Here is a 21852-nt window from a genome sequence, read left to right as displayed (position 1 = left end):
CTCAATGCAGAAATGCCCGGCAAAGTCACCGCATTCCGAAAGATGGGCACGAGGTGTGCGAAATCGCGCACCAGAAACAACAAGGCCACCCGAAGGTGGCCCTGGCTGGCGCACGAGAGGAGCACGGGATCAGGCGTCGCCGTTGATGACCTGTTGCAGTTCGCCGGACTGGTACATCTCCATCATGATGTCCGAGCCGCCGATGAATTCGCCCTTGACGTAGAGCTGCGGGATGGTGGGCCAGTTGCTGTATTCCTTGATGCCCTGGCGGATGCCGTCGTCCTCGAGCACGTTGACGGTGGTCAGCGTTTTCGTCTCGACGCCACAGGCCTTGAGGATCTGGATCGCACGGCCGGAGAAGCCGCACATGGGGAAGCTCGCGTTGCCCTTCATGAACAACACGATGTCGTGGGATTTGACCAGCTGGTCGATTCGGGTTTGCGCGTCGCTCATGGCTGAAAGTCCTTCTGCGGAAGGGTCTGGAGAGACCCGGAAACGGCTCACATTATCGCCGCTGCGGCCACTGGCCGCCGCTGCAGCGCTCAATGCCCGGGAGGTCGGCGCGGCTGCCGACCTGTGTGAAGCCGGCCGCCTGGAGCAGGCTGCGCACCGCGCCGGCCTGGTCGTGCCCATGCTCGAGCAGCAGCCAGCCCCCCGGGTTCAGGGCGGCGGGCGCGGTGGACACCAAGGCCCGGATGTCGTCCAGGCCGTCGGGGCCGGCGGTCAGCGCCGAGCCGGGCTCGTGGCCGAGCGCCGCCAGATGGGCGTCGCCTTCGGCGATGTAGGGCGGGTTGCTGGCGATCAGGTCGAAGTGCTGTGCCGGCACCGCGGTGAGCCAGTGCCCGAGGTGGAAATCCACCGCCAGGCCCAGCCGATCGGCGTTCGCACGGGCGACGGCCAGCGCATCGGGGCTGGCGTCCGTGGCCGAGACCACGGCGCCCGGGCGCTGGGCCTTGAGGGCCAGTGCGATGGCGCCGCTGCCGGTGCCCAGGTCGAGCACGCGGGCGGCTGCCGGCAGCGCATCCAGCACATCCAGTGCCCAGCTCACCAGGGTTTCGGTGTCGGGCCGTGGCACGAGCACGCGCGGGTCCACCTGGAGCGTGAGGCCGAAGAATTCCTGGTCGCCGCGCAGGTAGGCCATGGGCTCGCCGTGCCGGCGGCGTTGCACCAGGGCCGCGAGGCGGGCGGCCGCCTCGGCGTCCATCGCGTCGCCGTCGTGCGCCAGCAGCCAGGCGCGGTCGTGGGGGCTGCGCTGCAGGGCCAGCAGCAGCAGCATCTGCGCGTCGATCCGGTCCAGGCCGTCGCGTTGCAGGTGCGTCAGGGCTTCGCGAAGCGTGGTGGTCATGCGCCGTTGCGTTGTTCGAGCTCGGCCAGCAGCTCGGTGCCGCGCGCGACCTGCAGGGCGTGGATCACCTCGTCCAGATCACCTTCCATCACCTGCAGCACCTTGTACAGCGTGAGGTTGATGCGGTGGTCGGTCAGGCGGCCCTGCGGGAAGTTGTAGGTGCGGATGCGGTCGCTGCGGTCGCCGCTGCCGATCAGGCCCTTGCGCGTGGCGGCCTCGGCAGCTGCGCGCTCGCTGCGGTCTTTTTCCTGCAGGCGCGCCGTGAGCACCTGCAGCGCCTTGGCCTTGTTGCTGTGCTGCGATCGGCCGTCCTGGCATTCGGCGGTGATGCCGGTGGGCAGGTGGGTCACGCGCACGGCGGAGTCGGTCTTGTTGATGTGCTGGCCGCCCGCGCCACTGGCGCGGAAGGTGTCGATGCGCAACTCGCTCGGGTTGAGCTGCACCGCCTGGGTCTCGTCGGGCTCGGGCATCACGGCCACGGTGGCCGCGCTGGTGTGGATGCGGCCCTGGGTTTCGGTGGCGGGCACGCGCTGCACCCGGTGGCCGCCGGATTCGAAGCGCAGCCGCCCGTAGGCCCCGGGGCCCGCGATGCGCAGCACCACTTCCTTGTAGCCGCCGAGCTCGCTGGGCGACTCACTCACCGTCTCCACCTGCCAGCGCTGCTTTTCGGCGTAGCGCGTGTACAAGCGGGCCAGGTCACCGGCAAACAGCGCCGACTCGTCGCCGCCGGTGCCGGCGCGGATCTCGACGAAGGCGTTGCGCTCGTCGTCTGGGTCTTTGGGCAGCAGGAGTTGCTGCAAATCGGTGTCCAGTTGCGCCAGGTCGGCCTCGGCACTCTGGATTTCCTCCTGCGCCATCTCGGCCATGTCGGGGTCGTCGAGCATTTCCCGCGCCGTCGCCAGGTCGGTCTCGCGTTGGAGATAGCGGTTGAACACCTCGACCACCGTGGAGGCCTCGGCGTGTTCGCGGCTCAGCGCGCGGAAGCGGTCCATCTGGTCGACGACGTCGGGCGCGGACAGCAGCGCATCGAGCTCGTGCAGTCGGGCTCGCTGGCGCAGCAGGGTGTCTCGGACGAAGGGTTTCATGGTGGAGCACGGAGGCTCGGCACGCCGGCACGGGCGCGGGCCCGCAACGCCGTGCGCGGGCCGGGTCAGCTAGTTTTGCGCGTTGCGCGGGGGTTTGAGCGGTTCGTCGCGCAGGAACAGCCGCGAAACGGTCTGCGCGGTGGCGGCACGTGTGGCGCTGTCGCCGGTGTGCAGTTCGGCCAGGGTGCCGTGCAGCATCTTCTGCGTCAGGCCGCGCGAGAGCGCTTCCAGCACGGCCTCCACCGGCTCGCCCTTGGCCAGCAGGCGGCGGGCGCGGGCCATTTCCACGGCGCGCCATTCGTCGGCCTGGGCGTTGATCTGCTGGATCAGCGGCACCACGCCGTGGGCCGGGTCGCGCTGCTCCATCCAGTGCATGAAGCTGAGCACACCCGCGTCGATGATGGCCTCGGCCTGCGCCACGGCAGCCAGGCGGTGGTCCTTGCCGGTCTGCACCACGGTGGCGAGGTCGTCCACGGTGTAGAGGTAGACGTCGGGCAGGGCTTTGACCTCGGCCTCGATGTCGCGCGGCACCGCCAGATCGACCATGAACATGGGGCGGTGGCGGCGCTTCTTGAGCGCGCGTTCCACGGCGCCCAGGCCGATGATGGGCAGCGTGCTCGCGGTACAGCTGATGACGGCGTCGAACTCGTGCAGGCGGTCGGGCACGTCGGCCAGCCGCATCACCTGCGCGCCGAAGCGGCTGGCGAGCTTCTCGCCGCGCTCCAGCGTGCGGTTGGCGATGGCCATGCCCTTGGGCGTCTTGGCCGCGAAGTGGGTGGCGGCCAGTTCGATCATCTCGCCCGCGCCGACGAACAGCACCTTGATGTCGCGCAGGTCTTCGAACAGCTGCGACGCCAGGCGCACCGCGGCGGCGGTCATGCTGATGGAGTGGGCGCCGATCTCGGTGGAACTGCGCACTTCCTTGGCCACGGCGAACGAGCGCTGGAACAGCTGGTGCAGGGTGGTGCCCAGGGCGCCCGCGTCGCTGGCGGCGCGCACCGCGTCCTTCATCTGGCCGAGGATCTGGGCTTCGCCCAGCACCATGCTGTCCAGGCCGCTGGCGACGCGGAAGGCATGGCGCGCGGCCTGGTCGTCGCGCAGGATGTAGGCGTGGTCGCGCAGCACCTGGCCGCTCACGCCGCCGGTCTGCGCCAGCCAGTCCAGGGTGGGATCGACCGCCGACTGGTCGCCCGCGCCGTACAGCTCGGTGCGGTTGCAGGTGGACAGCAGCGTGGCCTCGGGCTGGCGCGCCAGGCTCTGGCGGTAGCCGTGCAAAGTGGGCTGGATCTGGTCGAGCGCAAACGCAAAACGGCCCCGCAGATCGAGCGGAGCCGTGTTGTGGTTGATGCCGAGGGCCCAGACAGACATGGGGTGATTATAAAATTGAACCCTTATGCACGCCGTCGCCCGCTTCGAATGACGCCTTTGGCCTTCCTCGGGCACATCGCCGGCTTCATCGCTCCCGCCGTTTTCATTGCCCTGGTCCTGTGGACGGTGCCCCGTTTTCGCCGGGCCGGCCGTGCGGCGCAGGGCGCCGGCCTGGAAGCCTTCATGCTGGTCGTGGCCGGTGTGGTGGTGTTGCTGGCGGGGCTGGTGTTCTTTGGCCGTGACGGCAAGATGGCCACCTACGCCGCCCTGGTGTTCGTGCAGGGCTCGCTGGCCTGGTGGCTGCACCGCAAGCGCTGAGCGCTTCGCCTCAGCGCCCGGGCGCAAACAGGTCGATGCGGTCGGTGATGATGCCGTCCAAACCCAGGTCCAGCAGCCGTTGCGCGGCCCATTCGTCGTTCACGGTGTAGGCCAGGGTGCGCAGGCCGCTTTCCCGGGCCTGGGCCACAGTGCTGGTGTCCCACAGCGCGTGGTTGCACACGGCCGCCACGCACCCCAAAGATTGCGCCATGTTTCGCCAGCCTTCCCGCAGGGTGTCGAGCAGCAGCCCGCGCGGCAGGTGGGGGGCGCTTTCCCGTGCGCCCTGCAGCGCGTCGGGCTGGAACGAGGTGAGGAAGGGCGCGCGCTCGGCGTCGCTGGCCCAGAGCCGCGCGGCCGCTTTCGCCACGGCGCGCCCCGTGGCCAGCTCCTTGCCGGGTGTGGGTTTGATCTCGATGTTGAGCCAATGGCCCTGCGCCTGGCAGTGGCGGGCCACGGCCTCCAGGGTGGCCAGGGGCTCGCCCGCGAACGCGCGCGAGTGCCAGCCACCGGCATCGAGCTGGCTCAGCTCGCCCCAGGGGCGCTCACCGGCCACGCCGCTGCCGTTCGTGGTGCGCTCCAGGGTGGCGTCGTGCAGCAGGAAGACCACGCCATCGGCGCTGAGCTTGGCGTCGCATTCGTACATGCGGTAGCCGTGCGAGGCTCCCAGGCGGAAGGCGGCGAGGGTGTTTTCGGGCGCCAGTTTGCCGGCGCCGCGGTGGGCAACCCAGCGCGGGTAGGGCCAGTGGCCCGGCTGCTCTCTCCCACTCATTGCCGCTGGCCGGTCTCGGCGTTGAACCAGTGCAGGCGGTCTTCGCGCGGCTGGGCATGGATGGTGCTGCCGATGGCCGGGGCGCCCTGGTCCTCGTGGGTGCGGATGATCAGCATTTCGTCGCCCAGGCGGGCGTGCACCAGGCGCTCGGCGCCCAGCAGTTCCACGGTTTCCACCTGCAGCGGCCAGCCGGTGTCGCCCACGTCCAGGTGCTCGGGGCGGATGCCCAGGATGCTGCCGGGGCGCCCCCCGGGGGCGTGCTTCAGCAGGTTCATGGGCGGCGAGCCGATGAAGCTGGCGACAAAGGTCGTGGCCGGGCGCGAGTACACCTCTTCCGGCGTGCCGAACTGCTCCATCTTGCCGGCGTTCATCACGATCATGCGTTCGGCCAGCGTCATGGCTTCGACCTGGTCGTGTGTGACGAAAAGCGAGGTGATGCCCAGTTCGCGGTGCAGCTTCTGGATTTCCAGCCGGGTCTGGGCGCGCAGCTTGGCGTCCAGGTTGGAGAGCGGCTCGTCGAACAGGAAGACCTGTGGCTGGCGCACGATGGCGCGGCCCATGGCCACGCGCTGGCGCTGGCCGCCCGAGAGCTCGCGTGGCCTGCGGGTGAGCAGGTGGCCGAGTTCCAGGATGCCGGCGGCCTTGTCCACGCGCTGCTTGATCTCGTCGATCGGCACCTTCTTGATCTTCAGGCCGTAGGCCATGTTGTCGAACACGGTCATGTGCGGGTAGAGCGCGTAGTTCTGGAACACCATCGCGATGTCGCGTTCGGCCGGCTCCAGCTGGTTGACCACGCGGTCGCCGATCCAGATCTCGCCGCCGCTGATCTCTTCGAGCCCGGCCACCATGCGCAGCAGGGTGGACTTGCCGCAGCCGGAGGGTCCGACGATGACGATGAACTCACCGTCGTTGATCTCGGCGTTCACGCCGTGGATGACCTGCAGTTCGGTCTTGCCGGTGCGGTAGCGTTTGACGACGTTGCGCAGGGAAATGGAAGCCATGGAAATCCTGTTGTTGTTCGATGGGGGTGCTGCGGCGCGGCGAGGGGCTTACTTTTCGGTGTCCACCAGGCCCTTGACGAACCATTTCTGCATGAGCATGACCACGATGGCCGGCGGCAGCATGGCCAGGATGGCGGTGGCCATGACCACGTTCCACTCGATGTAGACCTCGCCGAAGATCAGGCGCTTGATGCCCATCACGATGGGGTACATCTTCTCGTCGGTGGTCACGAGCAGCGGCCAGAGGTACTGGTTCCAGCCGTAGATGAACTGGATCACGAACAGCGCCGCGATCGAGGTCTTGGACAGCGGCAGCAGCACGTCCTTGAAAAAGCGCATGGGCCCGGCGCCGTCCATGCGCGCCGCTTCCACAAGTTCGTCGGGCACGGTCAGGAAGAACTGCCGGAACAGGAAAGTGGCCGTGGCCGAGGCGATCAGCGGCACCGTGAGGCCCGACATGGTGTTGAGCATGCCCAGGTTGGACACCACCTCGTAGGTGGGACCGATGCGCACCTCCACCGGCAGCATCAGCGTGACGAACACCATCCAGAACACGATGTTCTTGGCCGGGAAGCGGAAGTAGACGATGGCAAAGGCCGAGAGCAGCGAGATCGCGATCTTTCCGATGGCGATGATCAAGGCGCTGGCCAGGCTGATCATCATCATCGGGCCGGCCGCGCCGATGCTGGCGCCGGCCTCGGTCTTGCCACCGAACAGCGCGAGCTTGTAGGTTTCGATGAAGTTGTTGCCCGGCAGCAGCGAGATCGGGTTGCTGCCCAGGATCTGCGCGGCGGTCTGCGTGGAGCCGATGAAGGTCACGTAGATCGGGAAGAACACCACCAGCACGCCGATCGCCAGGATCAGGTGCGAGAAGAAGTCGAGGATCGGGTTTTTCTGGACCATCAGTAGTTCACCTTCTTCTCGACAAACTTGAACTGGATCACGGTCAGCGCGACGACGATCACCATCAGCACGACCGACTGGGCTGCCGAGCCGTTGATGTCCAGCGCCTTGAAACCGTCGTAGTAGACCTTGTAGACCAGGATGGAGGTGTCCTTGCCCGGGCCGCCGTGCGTGGCAGCGTCCACGATCGCGAAGGTGTCGAAGAAGGCGTAGACGATGTTGATCACGAGCAGGAAGAAGGTGGTCGGCGACAGCAGCGGGAAGACGATGCTCCAGAAGCGTTTCCAGGGCGTGGCGCCGTCGATGGTCGCCGCCTCGATCAGCGAGTGCGGGATGGACTGCAAGCCCGCCAGGAAGAACAGGAAGTTGTAGGAGATCTGCTTCCACACGGCCGCCATCACGATCAGCGCCATGGCGTGGTCGCCATTGAGCACGTGGTCCCAATGGAAACCCATTTCGCGCAGCGCGTAGGCGATCACGCCATAAGGCGAGGCGAACATCATCAGCCAGAGCACGCCGGCCACCACGGGGGCGACGGCGTAAGGCCAGATCAGCAAGGTTTTGTAGATGGCGGCGCCGCGCACCACCCGGTTGGCCATCACGGCCAGCACGAGCGCGATGCTCAGGCCCAGCACCGCGACCAGTGCCGAGAACACGGCCGTGGTCTTGAACGACTCCAGGTAGCTCGGGTCCGCGAACAGGCGCGCGAAGTTCTCCAGGCCCACGAACTCGCTCGACGAGCCGAACGCGTCTTCCAGCAGCAGGCTCTGATAGAGCGCCTGGCCGGCGGGCCAGAAGAAGAACACCAGGATGACCGCCATCTGCGGCGCGATCAGCACCCAGGGCAACCACGCCGATTTGAAGAGAACCCGTTTTTCCATGAGGTGCTACAAAAAGAATGGCTGCCCGGTCCCGTTCAGAGGATGTGGACAGCCATTTTGGCCCAGAAAAGGCGGTGCTTCACACCGCCCGCATGGCATCAGCGTGCATTGGCTTTCTGGAAGCGCTCCAGCTGTTCGTTGCCGCGCTTGACGGCCGCATCGAGGGCTTCCTTGGGCTGCTTGCTGCCCTTCCAGACGCCTTCGAGTTCCTCGTCGATGATGGTGCGGATCTGCACGAAGTTGCCCAGGCGCACGCCGCGCGACTTGTCGGTGGTCTTGCGGATCATCTGCGTGACGGACACGTCGGTACCGGGGTTCTTCTTGTAGAAGCCGGACTTGTCGGTCTGCTCGAACGAGGCCTTGGTGACCGGCAGGTAGCCGGTGCGCTGGTGGCTCTTGGCCGCCACGTCGGGCTGGGAGAGGTAGCTGAAGAACGAGGCGATGGCCTTGTACTCTTCGGGCTTCTTGCCCGACATGGCCCACAGGCTGGCGCCACCGATCACGGTGTTCTGCGGCGCGCCCTGCACGTCCGGGTAGTAGGGCAGGGTGCCGATGCCGTAAGCGAACTTGCCATTGCGTGTCACGCTGCCGTACAGGGCCGACGAGGCGGTGGCCATGGCGCATTCACCCGACACGAAGGTGGCGTCGGCCGCGTTGTTGCGGCCCTTGTAGATGAACAGGCCGCTCTTGGCCATGTTGGCCAGGTTCTCGATGTGGCGCACGTGCAGCGGGCTGTTGAAGACCAGGCGCGTGTCCAGGCCGCCGAAGCCGTTGTTCTTGGTGGCGTACAGGGTGTTGTGCCAGGCCGAGAAGCTCTCCAGCTGGGTCCAGCTGATCCAGCTGGTGGTGAACGGGCACTTGTGACCGGAGGCCTTGAGCGACGCGGCGGCCAGGGCCACTTCGGGCCAGGTGGTCGGCGGCTTCTCGGGGTCAAGGCCGGCGGCCTTGAACGCGTCCTTGTTGTAGTGGAACACCGGGGTGGAGCTGTTGAAGGGGAAGCTCAGCATCTGGCCGTTGGGCGCGGTGTAGTAACCCGCGACGGCAGGCACGTAGGCGCCCGGGTCGAACGGCAGGCCCGACTGTTTCATGATCTCGCCGACCGGCTTGATCGCGCCCTTGGAGGCCATCATGGTCGCGGTGCCGACTTCGAACACCTGCAGGATGTGCGGGGCGTTGCCGGCACGGAAGGCCGCGATCGCGGCCGTCATCGATTCGTCGTAGCTGCCCTTGAACGTGGGCACCACCTTGTACTGCGTCTGGCTGGCATTGAATTCCTTGGCCAGGTCATTGACCCATTCACCCAGGGCGCCGCCCATGGAATGCCACCACTGGACCTCGGTCTGGGCGTGAACGGGGCCGCTCATGAGCGCGGCGAGCGCCAGGGCGCCGGTCAAGGGAAGAAAACGCTTGTGCATGGGTGTTGCTCCTTGGGATGGATGGTCGGAAACCGGTGGGGGTAGGGTAGGGCTCCGATATGTCAAAACGATTGCACATGCGTTTCCCAGGTGTGACAACAGGGGTTTCCACAGGGGGGGTGGGTGAATGTTGCGCTGCGGTACCATCTTGGGTTCTTTACTGTCATGCTGGCGACTGCCACACACATGAACGCACCCACACCGCTTTCGTTGCTCGCCACCGCCACCGACGATGCGCCACGTTTGCGCGAGATTCCCTACAACTACACCTCCTTCTCGGATCGTGAAATTGTGCTGCGCCTGCTTGGCGAGCGCGCCTGGGGCCTGCTGGACGAACTGAGGGGTGAGCGCCGCACGGGCCGCTCCGCCCGCATGCTGTACGAGGTGTTGGGTGACATCTGGGTGGTGCAGCGCAACCCCTACCTGCAGGACGACCTGCTCGACAGCCCCAAGCGCCGCCAGCAGCTGGTGGACGCCCTGCACCACCGGCTGGCCGAGGTGCAGAAACGCCGCACGCCACAGGACGACGCGGTGCGCGATGGCCTGGTGGCCGAGTTGCTCACGGCGGCCCGCGCCGCGGTTGATCAGTTCTCCCGCTCGTTCCAGGACATGGCCGCGCTGCGCCAGCGCGCCACCAAGGCGCTGCGCCGGCTGACGGCCAAGGACAACATCAAGTTCGATGGCCTGTCGCGCGTCTCGCACGTGACCGACGCGACCGACTGGCGCGTGGAATACCCCTTCGTGGTGCTCACGCCCGACACCGAAGCCGAAATGGCCTTGCTGGTCAAGGGCTGCTACGAGCTCGGCCTGACCATCATCCCGCGAGGCGGTGGCACCGGCTACACGGGCGGCGCGATTCCACTGACCTGGAAGAGCGCGGTGATCAACACCGAGAAGCTCGAGGCCATGACCGAAGTGGAGTGGGTGAAGGCGCCCGGGCACGACAAGCCGTTGCCCACCATCTGGACCGAAGCCGGCGTCGTGACCCAGCGCGTGTCCGACGCCGCCGACCGCGCGGGCCACGTGTTCGCGGTGGACCCGACCTCGGCCGAGGCCTCGTGCATCGGCGGCAACATCGCCATGAACGCGGGCGGCAAGAAGGCCGTGCTGTGGGGCACGGCGCTGGACAACCTGGTGTCGTGGCGCATGGTCACGCCGCAGGCCCAGTGGCTGGAAGTCACCCGGCTGGACCACAACCTGGGCAAGATCCACGACGCCGAGGTCGCCACCTTCGGGCTGCAGTACTTCGAGGCCGACGGCAAGACCCCGGTTCGCAGCGAGCAGCTGGTGATCCCGGGCAAGACCTTCCGCAAGGAAGGCCTGGGCAAGGACGTGACCGACAAGTTCCTCAGCGGCCTGCCGGGCATCCAGAAGGAGGGCTGCGATGGCCTGATCACCAGCGCGCGCTGGGTGGTGCACCGCATGCCCGACCACGTGCGCACGGTCTGCCTGGAATTCTTCGGCAATCCCAAGGACTGCGTGCCGTCCATCGTGGACATCAAGGACTTCATGTTCGCCGAGATGAAGCGCCCGGGCGGCGCCATCCTGGCCGGCCTGGAGCACCTCGACGACCGTTACCTCAAGGCCGTGGGCTACGCCACCAAGAGCAAGCGCGGCACCCTGCCCAAGATGGTTCTGATCGGCGACATCGTGGGCGACGACGCCGATGCCGTGGCGCGCGCCACCAGCGAAGTGATCCGCATGGCGAATTCGCGCAGCGGCGAGGGCTTCGTGGCCATCAGCGCCGAGGCGCGCAAGAAGTTCTGGCTGGACCGCAAGCGCACGGCGGCCATCAGCCGGCACACCAACGCCTTCAAGATCAACGAAGACGTGGTGATCCCGCTGCCGCGCATGGGCGAGTACACCGAAGGCATCGAACGCATCAACATCGAGCTGTCGCTGCGCAACAAGATCAAGCTGGCCGACGCGCTCGAAGCCTTCTTCGCCAAGGGCAACCTGCCGCTGGGCAAGACCGACGACGCCAGCGACATCCCCAGCGCGGAACTGCTGGAAGACCGCGTGCAGCAGGCCCTGGCCCTGGTGCGCGAAGTGCGCGCGCTCTGGGCGGGCTGGCTGAGCGACGTGGACGCGCTCTTCCCGCAGCTGCAGGACCACCGCCTGCGCGCGAGCTGGAAGACGCAGATCCGCGCGCCGCTGCAGGCCATCTTCACCGGCGCGGCGTTCGGCCCCTTGCTGGCCGAATGCACCGCCATCCACCAGCGCGTGCTCAAGGGCCGCGTGTGGGTGGCGCTGCACATGCACGCGGGCGACGGCAACGTGCACACCAACATCCCGGTCAACAGCGACGACTACGAAATGCTGCAGACCGCGCACGAGGCCGTGGCGCGCATCATGGTGCTCGCGCGCCAGCTCGACGGCGTGATCTCGGGCGAACACGGCATCGGCATCACCAAGCTGGAATTCCTGACCGACGAGGAGCTGCAACCCTTCGCGGACTACAAGCAACGCGTCGACCCCGAGGGCCGCTTCAACAAGGGCAAGCTGCTGCGCCAGGGTCCGGTGGGCGACGCCAGCCTGCGCAGCGCCGACCTGTCCAACGCCTACACGCCCAGCTTCGGCCTGATGGGGCACGAATCGATCATCATGCAGCGCAGCGAGATCGGCGCCATCGCCGACAGCGTCAAGGACTGCCTGCGCTGCGGCAAGTGCAAGCCGGTGTGCGCCACGCACGTGCCACGCGCCAACCTGCTCTATTCGCCACGCAACAAGATCCTGGCCACCTCGCTGCTGGTCGAGGCCTTCCTGTACGAAGAGCAGACCCGCCGCGGCATCAGCATCAAGCACTGGGAAGAGTTCGAGGACGTGGCCGACCACTGCACGGTGTGCCACAAGTGCCTGAGCCCCTGCCCGGTCAAGATCGACTTCGGCGACGTGACCATGAACATGCGCAACCTGCTGCGCAAGATGGGCCAGAAGAGCTTCCGGCCCGGCAACGCGGCGGCCATGTTCTTCCTGAACGCGACCAACCCCGAGACCATCAAGTTCGTGCGCGGCGCCATGGTGGGCGCGGGCTTCAAGGCCCAGCGCCTGGCCAACGACCTGCTCCAGCGCCTCGCGCGCAAGCAGACCGGCGCGCCCCCAGCCACCCTGGGCCCCGCGCCGATCAAGGAGCAGGTGATCCACTTCATCAACAAGAAGATGCCGGGGGGCCTGCCCAAGAAGACCGCCCGCGCCTTGCTCGACATCGAAGACAAGGACTACGTGCCCATCATCCGCAACCCCTCGGCCACCACGGCCGAGACGGAGGCGGTGTTCTACTTCCCGGGCTGTGGTTCGGAGCGGCTGTTCTCGCAGGTGGGACTGGCCACACAGGCCATGCTCTGGCATGCCGGCGTGCAGACGGTGTTGCCCCCGGGCTACCTGTGCTGTGGGTACCCGCAGCGCGGCAGCGGCCAGTTCGACAAGGCCGAGAAGATGATCACCGACAACCGGGTGCTGTTCCACCGGGTCGCCAACACGCTCAACTACCTGGACATCAAGACCGTGGTGGTGAGCTGCGGCACCTGCTACGACCAGCTGCAGGGTTACGAGTTCGACCAGATCTTCCCGGGCTGCCGCATCATCGACATCCACGAATACCTGCTGGAAAAGGGCATCACCTTGCCGGCCGGGCAGGGCGGTTACCTGTACCACGACCCCTGCCACACGCCGATGAAGCTGCAGGACCCGATGAAGACGGTCAAGGCGCTGGTGGGTGACAACGTGGTGGAGAGCAAGCGTTGCTGCGGCGAATCGGGCACGTTGGGCGTGACCCGGCCCGACATTTCCACCCAGGTCCGCTTCCGCAAGGAAGAGGAAATCCAGAAGGGCGAAGCCGCCCTGCGCGCTGCCGGCACCGTGGGCGCGAACGACAACGTCAAGATCCTCACCTCGTGTCCGAGCTGCCTGCAAGGCCTGAGCCGCTATGGCGACGACCTCAAGTCCGGCCTGCTGGAAGCCGATTACATCGTGGTGGAGATGGCGCGCCAGATCCTGGGCGAAGAATGGCTGCCCGAGTACGTGGCCAAGGCCAACGAAGGCGGCATCGAGCGCGTGCTCGTCTGACCCGCCCGACAACGGAGACTTTCATGGCCGGCCTCGACAAGAACACCCCCTCGCCGCAGTCGATCACCCTGCACCAGCAGTCGCGGGTGCTGGAAATCGGCTTTTCCGACGGCAGCGAGTTCAAGATCCCGTTCGAGCTGATGCGGGTCTATTCCCCTTCGGCCGAGGTGCAAGGCCATGGCAAGGGCCAGGAGGTGCTGCAGACCGGCAAGCGCGAGGTCGGCGTCGTGGCGCTGGAGCCGGTCGGCAACTACGCGGTGCAGCCCACCTTCTCCGACGGCCACAGCTCGGGCATCTTCTCCTGGGACTACCTGTATTTTCTGGGTTCGAAGCAGGCCGACCTGTGGGCCGAGTACCTGGAACGTCTGCAGGCCGCCGGCGTGGAGCGCGACGCCCCCATGCCGGACAAGGGCGGCCACGCCTGCGGCAGCCACTGAAGCGAGGAAATTCCACCATGGCCTCCACCCATTTCGGTTTCAAGACCGTCGACGAAGGCGAGAAGGCGCAGCGCGTGCGCAGCGTGTTCGACTCGGTCGCGCCCAAGTACGACGTGATGAACGACCTCATGTCGGCCGGGCTGCACCGCCTCTGGAAGCGCTACACCATCACCGTGGCCAACCCGCAGCCGGGCCAGCAGGTGCTCGACATCGCCGGTGGCACCGGCGACCTCTCGCTGGCGTTTGCCCGCAAGGTGGGCCCCTCCGGCCGCGTGGTGCACACCGACATCAACGAAGCCATGCTGCGCGAGGGCCGCTCGCGCCTGCTGGACCTGGGCGTGGTGCTGCCCACCATGGTGTGCGACGCCGAGAAACTGCCGTTCGCCAGCGAGTCGTTCGATTTTGTTTCGGTGGCTTTCGGCCTGCGCAACATGACGCACAAGGAACTTGCACTGGCCGAAATGCATCGGACCCTCAAGCCGGGGGGCAAATTGCTGGTGCTGGAGTTTTCCCGGGTGGCGAAACCGCTCGAGAAGGCTTATGACTGGTATTCGTTCAATGTGCTGCCCAAGTTGGGCAAGCTGGTGGCCAACGACGAGAGCAGCTACCGCTACCTCGCGGAGTCCATCCGCATGCACCCGGGGCAGGAAGAGTTGCGGCAGATGATGCGCACGGCCGGATTCGGCCATGTGGACGTGCACAACCTCAGCGCCGGGGTGGTGGCGTTGCACATGGGCATCAAGTGTTGAATGGGTTTTTCAGGTTTTCTGTTGTTTGAAGGAGGCAAAAGCATGAACAAGTTGTGGTCGGTGTTGCTGGTGTTCGCGATGGCGCTGGGCACCCAGGATGTGTGGGCCAAGCGCATGGGCGGTGGCGCGTCGTTCGGCAAGCAGTCGGGCAACGTGACGCAGCGCAGCAGCGCGCCGCCGTCCCAGCAGGCCGCGCCGCAGCAGGCGCCTGCCCAGAACGCGGCGGCGGCCCGTCCGGCCACCGCCAATCCGGCCGCCGCCGCGGCAGCGCCCAAGCGCCCCTGGGGCGCCATGCTCGGAGGCCTGGCCGCCGGTCTGGGCCTGGCCTGGCTGGCCTCTTCCCTGGGCCTGGGCGAAGCCTTTGGCCAGATCCTGCTGTTCGCCCTGCTGGCGATGGTGGTCATGGCGGTGATCGGCATGGTGATGCGCCGCCGCGCGCCTGCGGCGGCTGCTCCGGGTGGCATGGCCTACCAGGGCGCCGGCCCGGCCGGCCAGTCGCAGTACGACCCGGCCACGCCGCGCAGCTACAGCCCGCAGAACGTCGGCAACGACGCCTCCGCCCGGCCCTGGGAGCGCAGCGGCCCGGCCGCGCTGGACCATTCCCACCGCCCCGTCGGCGGTTCCATGATCGGTTCGGCGCTCGGCGGCAGCCAGAGCTGGGGCGTACCCGCCGGTTTTGATGCCGAGGGCTTCCTCAAGGCCTCCAAAGCCAACTTCGTGAGCCTGCAGGATGCCTGGGACCGTTCCGACATCCCCGCGCTGCGCGCGATGATGACCGACGACATGCTCCAGCAGATCCGCGGCCAGCTGGCCGAGCGCGAGCAGGCCCGGAGTGGCGCCAACAAGACCGAGGTCGTCATGCTGGACGCGCAGTTGCTCGGCATCGAGGAACTGCAGGGCGAGTACATGGCCAGTGTCGAATTCTCCGGTCTCATCCGCGAGGAAGCGTCCGCCGGTCCCAACCCGTTCCGCGAAGTCTGGAACATCACCCGCCCGAAGAACGGCCCGGGTGGCTGGCTGGTGGCGGGCGTGCAAGCGCTGCAGTGACACGTCGCAGGGGCTGCCTCGCCAGCCCGGCTGATGCACGCTGACGCTGTGCCTCGCGCTTTATCCGTCAAAATCGGGTGGTCATGAAAAATGAACCACCCGATTCTTCTTCCGGGGCCGGTGCGGCCGCCGCCCCCTTGAACTTCCTGCAATCGCTGCTCGGCGCGATCCGCCCGCCCGAATGGGTGGTGGACGAATTGCAGAACCGCGTGGTGCTGTTCCTCAACCACGTGCTGATGCAGGAAAAAGCGGCCCAGGACCGCCTGCGCCGCCAGAAGGGCAAGCCCGTGCGCATCCAGTGGGGCGATTTCCACCTCACGCTCGCACCCAGCGCCGCCGGCCTGCTGGAGCGCTGTGCGCCCGATGCGACGCCCGAATTGAGTGTCACGCTCACCCAGCGCTCGCCGTTGGCGTTGGCCCAGAGCGTGCTGGCCGGTCAGAAACCGGGCGTGGACATCCAGGGCGACGTGCAACTCGCCGCCGAGGTGGCCTGGTTGGTGGACAACGTGCGCTGGGACGTGGAGGAAGACCTCTCCCGCATCGTCGGTGACGCCACCGCCCACACGCTGGCGCGCTTCGCCCAGTCGGCGGCCCAGGCCGTCAAGGCCTTCGTGGAGCGCCTGCCAGCCGGCCGTGCGCCGCGCGCGGCCGCCGGTGGCGATGCGTCGGTGCCTCCGCGCGCCGACGGAACCGCGGCATGAGCCGGCTCTTCCGCGGCGCCTTCATCGTCTGGGTGGTGTTGCGCTACGGCCTGGACGAGCTGGTGCTCTCCAGCTTCGAGCGCCCGGCCATCCGCCTGCTCACCCGCATCGTCTCCATCGGCCGCAACCTGGACGCGCCGCGCGGCGCCCGCCTGCGCGAGGCCCTGGAGCGCCTGGGCCCGATCTTCGTGAAGTTCGGCCAGGTGCTGTCGACGCGGCGCGACCTGCTGCCGCCCGACATCGCCGACGAACTCGCGCGCCTGCAGGACCGGGTGCCGCCGTTTCCCAGCGAAGTTGCGGTCGCCAGCATCGAGCGCGCCTTCGGCAAGCCCCTCTCCTCGGTCTTCTCGCACTTTGAACAGGTGCCGGTGGCCAGCGCCTCCGTGGCGCAGGTGCATTTCGCCACCCTGCTGGACGGCCGCCACGGTGGGCGGGAGGTCGCGGTGAAGGTGCTGCGTCCGAACATGCGCCCGGTGATCGACAAGGACCTCAGCCTCATGCGCATGATGGCCGGCTGGGTCGAGCGGCTGTCGGCCGACGGCAAGCGCCTCAAGCCGCGCGAGGTGGTCGCCGAGTTCGACAAATACCTGCACGACGAGCTGGATCTGCTGCGCGAAGCCGCCAACGCAGCCCAGCTGCGCCGCAACATGCAGGGGCTGGACCTGGTGCTGATCCCGGAAATGCTCTGGGACTACTGCCACACCGAGGTGATGGTGATGGAGCGCATGCACGGCACCCCCATCAACCGGGTCGAGGAGCTGCGGGCCCTGGGCGTGGACATTCCCAAGCTCGCGCGCGACGGTGTCACCATCTTCTTCACCCAGGTGTTCCGCGACGGCTTCTTCCACGCCGACATGCACCCGGGCAACATCCAGGTCAGCACCGCCCCGGCCACCTTCGGGCGCTACATCTCGCTCGATTTCGGCATCGTGGGCACGCTCACCGAGTTCGACAAGGAATACCTGGCGCAGAACTTCACCGCCTTCTTCCGGCGCGACTACAAGCGCGTGGCCGAGCTGCACATCGAATCGGGCTGGGTGCCCGCCGAAACGCGGGTGGACGAGCTCGAATCGGCCATCCGCGCGGTGTGCGAACCCTATTTCGACCGTCCGCTGAAGGAAATCTCGCTCGGCATGGTGCTGATGCGGCTGTTTCAGACCTCGCGCCGCTTCCACGTGGAAATCCAGCCCCAGCTCGTGCTGCTGCAGAAAACCCTGCTCAACATCGAGGGCCTCGGGCGCCAGCTCGACCCCGAACTCGACCTCTGGAGCACGGCCAAGCCGTTCCTGGAGAAATGGATGGTGGAGCAGGTCGGCCCGCAGAAGCTGCTGCAGCAACTCAAGGCCGAGGCGCCGCAGTACGCCAAGCTGCTGCCGGCCCTGCCGCGCCTGCTGCACGACTACCTGCAGCACAAGCCACACGAACTGCGGCGCGAACTCGACACCCTGGTGGCCGAGCAGCGCCGCACCAACCGCCTGCTGCAGAGCATCATCTACGGTGGTGTTGGCTTCGTGCTGGGCCTGATCGTCATGCAGGTGCTGGTGCGGGTCCGGCTCTGGTAGGTGGGGGCCGCCGGGCGCCGACGCCCGGCGCACGCGGGACACACCCTCAATTTATAATGACAGGTTTTGTTCCACGTCCCGCACGGGAACGTCCGGCGCCCTCCGGGGTCCGATTCCCCGAGGCGCTCCAGCCCTCATTCCGGTCCACGCCATGCCTATCTATGCCTACAAGTGCGAGTCCTGCGGCCATGCCAAGGACGTGCTGCAGAAAATCTCCGACGATCCGCTCACTGTCTGCCCGGCCTGCGGCCAGGCCAGCTTCAAGAAGCAACTGACGGCGGCCGGTTTCCAGCTCAAGGGCTCGGGTTGGTACGTGACCGACTTCCGCGAAGGCAACAAGCCTGCCACCACGACCGCGCCCGCCACGGCCGGCGACGCCGCGGCCCCCGCGCCGGCCAAGGCCGATGCCTCCGCCGCCCCGGCGCCGGCCGCCGCGCCCGCGCCGGCAACGGCGCCCGCCAGCCCGCCCGCGTCCTCCACCTGAGCCTGTCCTGATGCCTTCCTTGCGCAAATGGCTGCTCTCGGGCCTGCTGGTCCTGGTGCCCCTGATCATCACCCTCTGGGTGCTGGAGTGGGTGGTGAGCACGCTCGACCAGACCTTGCGCATCCTGCCCACGAGCTGGCAGCCCGATCAGCTGCTGGGGGTGCACATCCCGGGCCTGGGCGTGCTGTTCGCCCTGGTCGTCGTGCTGTCCATCGGCGCGCTGGCTTCCAACATCATCGGCAACAAGCTGGTGAGCTGGTGGCACGCCATGCTGCACCGCATCCCGGTGGTGCGCTCCATCTATTCGGGCGTCAAGCAGGTCTCCGACACGCTGTTCTCCGAAAAGGGCAATGCCTTTCGCAAGGCCATGCTGGTGCAATGGCCGCACGAAGGCATGTGGACCATCGCCTTCCTCACCGGCTCCCCCGCGGGCGACGTCCTGACCCACCTCCAGTCCATGCCCGGCGGCGCCGAGCACGATGAGTTCTTCAGCGTGTACGTGCCCACCACGCCCAACCCCACCGGTGGCTACTTCGTGATGGTGCGCAAAAGCGCCTGCGTGGAGCTGCAGATGAGCGTGGACGAAGCGCTCACCTACGTCGTCTCCATGGGTGTGATCGTGCCCGGCGGGCCGAAGAACCCGCACTTCAAGGTGGCCGCCGATGGCGCCATCACCGAAGCCTCCTGAATGTTCTCCCGCGGGCCTGTCCGCGAACCTGTTGAAAGAAGAGTCGAAATGGCGATGCGTACCCACTATTGCGGTCTGGTGACCGAAGCCCAACTGGGCCAAACCGTTCAGCTGTGCGGCTGGGTCAACCGCCGCCGCGACCACGGTGGCGTGATCTTCATCGACCTGCGTGACCGCGAAGGCTATGTGCAGGTGGTCTGCGACCCCGATCGCGCCGAAATGTTCAAGACCGCCGAGGACGTGCGCAACGAGTTCTGCGTGCAGGTCACCGGCGTGGTGCGCGCGCGCCCCGCGGGCACCACCAACGACAAGCTCAAGAGCGGCCAGATCGAGGTGCTGTGCCACGAACTGAAGGTGCTCAACGCCTCGGTGACGCCGCCGTTCCAGCTCGACGACGAGAACCTGTCGGAGACCACGCGCCTCACGCACCGCGTGCTCGACCTGCGCCGCCCCTACATGCAGAACAACCTGATGCTGCGCTACCGCGTGGCCATGGAAGTGCGCAAGTTCCTCGACGCCAACGGCTTCATCGACATCGAAACCCCGATGCTGACCAAGAGCACGCCCGAAGGCGCGCGCGACTACCTCGTGCCCAGCCGCGTGCACGACGGCCACTTCTTCGCGCTGCCGCAATCGCCCCAGCTGTTCAAGCAGCTGCTGATGGTGGCCGGCTTCGACCGCTACTACCAGATCACCAAGTGCTTCCGCGACGAAGACCTGCGTGCCGACCGCCAGCCCGAGTTCACCCAGATCGATATCGAAACCTCGTTCCTGACCGAGGAAGACATCCGTGACATGTTCCAGGGCATGATCAAGACGGTGTTCCAGAACACGCTGGGCGTGGACCTGGGCGAGTTCCCCATCATGGCCTACAGCGAAGCCATGCATCGCTTCGGCTCCGACAAGCCCGACCTGCGCGTGAAGCTGGAGTTCACCGAACTCACCGACGTGATGGGCGACGTGGACTTCAAGGTCTTCTCGGCACCCGCCACCATGAAGGGTGGTCGCGTCGTCGCCCTGTGCGTGCGCGGCGGCGCCGACATGAGTCGCAGCGAGATCGACGCCTACACCGAGTTCGTGAAGATCTACGGCGCCAAGGGCCTGGCCTGGATCAAGGTCAACGACGCCGCCCAGGGCCGCGATGGCCTGCAGAGCCCGATCGTGAAGAACCTGCACGACAAGGCCGTGGCCGACATCCTCTCGCGCACCGGCGCGCAGAACGGCGACATCATCTTCTTCGGCGCCGACAAGGCCAAGGTGGTCAACGACGCCATCGGCGCGCTGCGCCTGAAGATCGGTCACAGCGAACTGGGCAAGAAGAACGGCCTGTTCGAAGACCGCTGGGCACCCATGTGGGTGGTGGACTTCCCGATGTTCGAGCACGACGAGGAAGCCGACCGCTGGACCGCGGTGCACCACCCCTTCACCGCGCCGAAGGATGGCCACGAGGACTGGATGGTGACCGCGCCCGAGAAGTGCATCGCCAAGGGCTACGACATGGTGCTCAACGGCTGGGAGATCGGCGGCGGTTCCGTCCGCATCCACACCGCGGCCGTGCAGCAGAAGGTGTTCGACGCGCTCAAGATCACGCCCGAGGAAGCCCAGCTCAAGTTCGGCTTCCTGCTGGACGCGCTGCAGTACGGCGCGCCGCCCCACGGCGGCCTGGCCTTCGGTCTGGACCGCATCGTCACCCTCATGACCGGTGCCGAGTCCATCCGCGACGTGATCGCCTTCCCCAAGACCCAGCGCGCCCAGTGCCTGCTGACCCAGGCCCCCAGCCCGGTGGACGAGAAGCAACTGCGCGAGCTGCACATCCGTCTGCGCAACGTGGACCTGGCGAAATCCGCCTGACGAGCCTGTCTGTAGGACACCTCCGAAAGGGGCGCCGAGTGCGCCCCTTTTTCTTGTATCAATGCGCTGATTGCAGTGATCTGCCTTCAAACATCGCCATTCCTTCGGGGTAACATGGCCTTTTGAAAAGGAGTCCCTCATGCCCAAGATTCGTACGACCGCCCTCGATGGGAAGGACAAGCTCGTGGCCGACCTCCAGCGCGTGATCACCGACGCCGAAGAACTGATGCAGGCCACGGCCCACCAGACCGAAGGCAAGGTGGTGGAACTGCGCGACCGCATCAACGAGAACCTGCGCGAGGCTCGCCACAAGTTGGCGGATGCCGAGGAGGCCATCAAGGAAAAGACGTTGGAGATGGCCCGCGCCACCGACGACTACGTGCACGAAAACCCCTGGTCCGCGATCGGCGCCGCCGCCGGTGTGGGCCTGCTGGTCGGCCTGCTCATCAGCCGCCGCTGATCGGGGCCGCCCGCGCCATGGCCACGCCGCAGCGTTTTTCGTCGTCTCTCCGGGGACTGGCCTCCACGGTCCTGGAACTGGTGCAGATCCGGCTGGAGCTGTTCAGCATCGAAGCCCAGGAAGAGGTGCTGCGTGTCGGCGCGCTGCTGGTCTATGGCGCCGTGGCCGTGGCCTTTCTCAGCCTGGGCGTGGTGCTGCTGGCGCTGCTGATCACCGTGGCCCTTTGGGACACCCACCGCCTGTTGGCGCTGGGCATCTTCACCGGGCTGTTCCTCGTCACCGGCGGCGTGGCCGCCTGGCTGGCGCGGGAGCGCGTGCGATCCGGCACCTACCTGTTCTCGGCCAGCGTCGAAGAACTCCGGCAGGACCGTGAGGGTCTGCGCGCCGCCAAGGAGGACGCTTGAACCCGCGTGCGGTCGTGCTGGCGATGCGGCGGGAGCGGCTGGTGCTGCGCTCGCAGCAGCTTCGCCGGCAGATCACCACCGAGTTGCAGGCGGTGCAGCCCGCGCTGACCTGGGTGGACCGCCTGCAGGACGCCCTGCTGTGGTTGCGCGGCAACCCCTTGATCGCCACCGCCGGCAGCCTGCTGCTGGCCGTGTGGCGCCCGCGCCGTGCGGCCAGCTTCGGCATGCGGCTGTGGTCGGCCTGGAAGTTCGTGCAGGGCCTTCGCGGGGTCGGCGTGAAATCGCCGTCCCGACGGCGCTGAACCCACCTGTTCGTCCC

At 67.0% G+C, this 21852-nt stretch carries 22 protein-coding genes; 13 read left to right on the top strand and 9 right to left on the bottom strand.

The genetic code is table 11. The features are described from left to right. Positions 1–129: 129 nt before the first annotated feature. From grxD to hemA, 4 genes are all read right to left on the bottom strand, one after another. A complete protein-coding gene (gene grxD / locus ABSY19_RS08450; RefSeq protein WP_382161313.1) occupies positions 130–453 on the bottom strand; it encodes a Grx4 family monothiol glutaredoxin in 324 nt (107 codons plus the stop codon). Positions 454–505: 52 nt separating this feature from the next. Continuing rightward, complete coding sequence (prmC, locus tag ABSY19_RS08445; protein WP_382161310.1) at positions 506–1345, bottom strand: peptide chain release factor N(5)-glutamine methyltransferase; 840 nt, start codon at positions 1343–1345, stop codon at positions 506–508. Continuing rightward, a complete protein-coding gene (gene prfA, locus ABSY19_RS08440; RefSeq protein WP_382161307.1) occupies positions 1342–2430 on the bottom strand; it encodes a peptide chain release factor 1 in 1089 nt (362 codons plus the stop codon). The genes prmC and prfA overlap by 4 nt, the downstream gene beginning before the upstream one ends. 69 nt (positions 2431–2499) lie before the next feature. After that, a complete protein-coding gene (hemA, locus tag ABSY19_RS08435) occupies positions 2500–3798 on the bottom strand; it encodes a glutamyl-tRNA reductase (RefSeq protein ID WP_382161304.1) in 1299 nt (432 codons plus the stop codon). A gap of 48 nt (positions 3799–3846) precedes the next feature. Here hemA and ABSY19_RS08430 point away from each other — a divergent pair, with 48 nt between their 5' ends. Then, positions 3847–4116, top strand: a complete 270-nt coding sequence (locus ABSY19_RS08430; protein ID WP_382161301.1) for a hypothetical protein — start codon at positions 3847–3849, stop codon at positions 4114–4116. Between the two features lie 10 nt (positions 4117–4126). Here the strand turns inward: ABSY19_RS08430 and ugpQ are convergent, their stop codons facing one another. The 5 genes from ugpQ to ugpB all read right to left on the bottom strand — a co-directional run bounded on the left by ugpQ (position 4127) and on the right by ugpB (position 9085). Beyond that, a complete protein-coding gene (ugpQ, locus tag ABSY19_RS08425) occupies positions 4127–4885 on the bottom strand; it encodes a glycerophosphodiester phosphodiesterase (RefSeq protein ID WP_382161298.1) in 759 nt (252 codons plus the stop codon). Beyond that, a complete protein-coding gene (locus ABSY19_RS08420; protein WP_382161295.1) occupies positions 4882–5886 on the bottom strand; it encodes a sn-glycerol-3-phosphate import ATP-binding protein UgpC in 1005 nt (334 codons plus the stop codon). The genes ugpQ and ABSY19_RS08420 overlap by 4 nt, the downstream gene beginning before the upstream one ends. 48 nt (positions 5887–5934) lie before the next feature. Then, positions 5935–6789, bottom strand: coding sequence for a sn-glycerol-3-phosphate ABC transporter permease UgpE (gene ugpE / locus ABSY19_RS08415; protein ID WP_382161292.1), 855 nt, complete (start codon positions 6787–6789; stop codon positions 5935–5937). Further along, a complete protein-coding gene (ugpA, locus tag ABSY19_RS08410; protein WP_382161289.1) occupies positions 6789–7670 on the bottom strand; it encodes a sn-glycerol-3-phosphate ABC transporter permease UgpA in 882 nt (293 codons plus the stop codon). The genes ugpE and ugpA overlap by 1 nt, the downstream gene beginning before the upstream one ends. Before the next feature lie 98 nt (positions 7671–7768). Next, positions 7769–9085 carry a sn-glycerol-3-phosphate ABC transporter substrate-binding protein UgpB gene (gene ugpB / locus ABSY19_RS08405; RefSeq protein ID WP_382161286.1) on the bottom strand — a complete coding sequence of 439 codons (1317 nt, stop codon included), beginning with the start codon at positions 9083–9085 and terminating at the stop codon, positions 7769–7771. A gap of 186 nt (positions 9086–9271) precedes the next feature. Between ugpB and ABSY19_RS08400 the strand changes: the two genes are divergently transcribed. The 12 genes from ABSY19_RS08400 to ABSY19_RS08345 all read left to right on the top strand — a co-directional run bounded on the left by ABSY19_RS08400 (position 9272) and on the right by ABSY19_RS08345 (position 21835). Continuing rightward, positions 9272–13150 carry a DUF3683 domain-containing protein gene (locus tag ABSY19_RS08400; protein ID WP_382161283.1) on the top strand — a complete coding sequence of 1293 codons (3879 nt, stop codon included), beginning with the start codon at positions 9272–9274 and terminating at the stop codon, positions 13148–13150. A 23-nt stretch (positions 13151–13173) separates the two neighbouring features. Next, positions 13174–13587: a gamma-butyrobetaine hydroxylase-like domain-containing protein gene (locus ABSY19_RS08395; RefSeq protein WP_382161280.1), complete on the top strand. Its 414-nt coding sequence runs from the start codon at positions 13174–13176 to the stop codon at positions 13585–13587. A 17-nt stretch (positions 13588–13604) separates the two neighbouring features. Next, positions 13605–14336, top strand: coding sequence for a bifunctional demethylmenaquinone methyltransferase/2-methoxy-6-polyprenyl-1,4-benzoquinol methylase UbiE (gene ubiE, locus ABSY19_RS08390; protein ID WP_382161278.1), 732 nt, complete (start codon positions 13605–13607; stop codon positions 14334–14336). A 42-nt stretch (positions 14337–14378) separates the two neighbouring features. After that, a complete protein-coding gene (locus ABSY19_RS08385; RefSeq protein WP_382161276.1) occupies positions 14379–15383 on the top strand; it encodes a Tim44 domain-containing protein in 1005 nt (334 codons plus the stop codon). An 83-nt stretch (positions 15384–15466) separates the two neighbouring features. Beyond that, positions 15467–16084 (top strand): hypothetical protein, encoded by a 618-nt coding sequence (locus ABSY19_RS08380; RefSeq protein WP_382161273.1) that lies wholly within the window; start codon positions 15467–15469, stop codon positions 16082–16084. After that, on the top strand, positions 16081–17646 hold the full coding sequence (gene ubiB / locus ABSY19_RS08375; protein WP_382161270.1) for a ubiquinone biosynthesis regulatory protein kinase UbiB: 1566 nt from the start codon (positions 16081–16083) through the stop codon (positions 17644–17646). Before ABSY19_RS08380 ends, ubiB begins: the two co-directional genes overlap by 4 nt. A 151-nt stretch (positions 17647–17797) precedes the next feature. Further along, complete coding sequence (locus ABSY19_RS08370; RefSeq protein WP_382161267.1) at positions 17798–18130, top strand: FmdB family zinc ribbon protein; 333 nt, start codon at positions 17798–17800, stop codon at positions 18128–18130. 10 nt (positions 18131–18140) lie between these two features. Next, positions 18141–18818: a DUF502 domain-containing protein gene (locus ABSY19_RS08365; RefSeq protein WP_382161264.1), complete on the top strand. Its 678-nt coding sequence runs from the start codon at positions 18141–18143 to the stop codon at positions 18816–18818. 48 nt (positions 18819–18866) lie between these two features. Beyond that, on the top strand, positions 18867–20669 hold the full coding sequence (aspS, locus tag ABSY19_RS08360; protein WP_382161261.1) for an aspartate--tRNA ligase: 1803 nt from the start codon (positions 18867–18869) through the stop codon (positions 20667–20669). A 139-nt stretch (positions 20670–20808) separates the two neighbouring features. Further along, the gene (locus ABSY19_RS08355; RefSeq protein WP_382161258.1) at positions 20809–21129 is read left to right on the top strand and encodes a YqjD family protein; all 321 of its coding nucleotides are present in this window, start codon (positions 20809–20811) and stop codon (positions 21127–21129) included. A 17-nt stretch (positions 21130–21146) separates the two neighbouring features. Next, the gene (locus tag ABSY19_RS08350; protein WP_382161255.1) at positions 21147–21533 is read left to right on the top strand and encodes a phage holin family protein; all 387 of its coding nucleotides are present in this window, start codon (positions 21147–21149) and stop codon (positions 21531–21533) included. Further along, the gene (locus ABSY19_RS08345; RefSeq protein ID WP_382161252.1) at positions 21530–21835 is read left to right on the top strand and encodes a YqjK family protein; all 306 of its coding nucleotides are present in this window, start codon (positions 21530–21532) and stop codon (positions 21833–21835) included. The genes ABSY19_RS08350 and ABSY19_RS08345 overlap by 4 nt, the downstream gene beginning before the upstream one ends. Positions 21836–21852: the final 17 nt, after the last annotated feature.

The sequence above is a fragment of the Hydrogenophaga sp. ANAO-22 genome, from assembly GCF_042466645.1.
Lineage (GTDB): Bacteria > Pseudomonadota > Gammaproteobacteria > Burkholderiales > Burkholderiaceae_C > Hydrogenophaga.
This window is presented reverse-complemented; position numbering and strand designations above follow the sequence as displayed.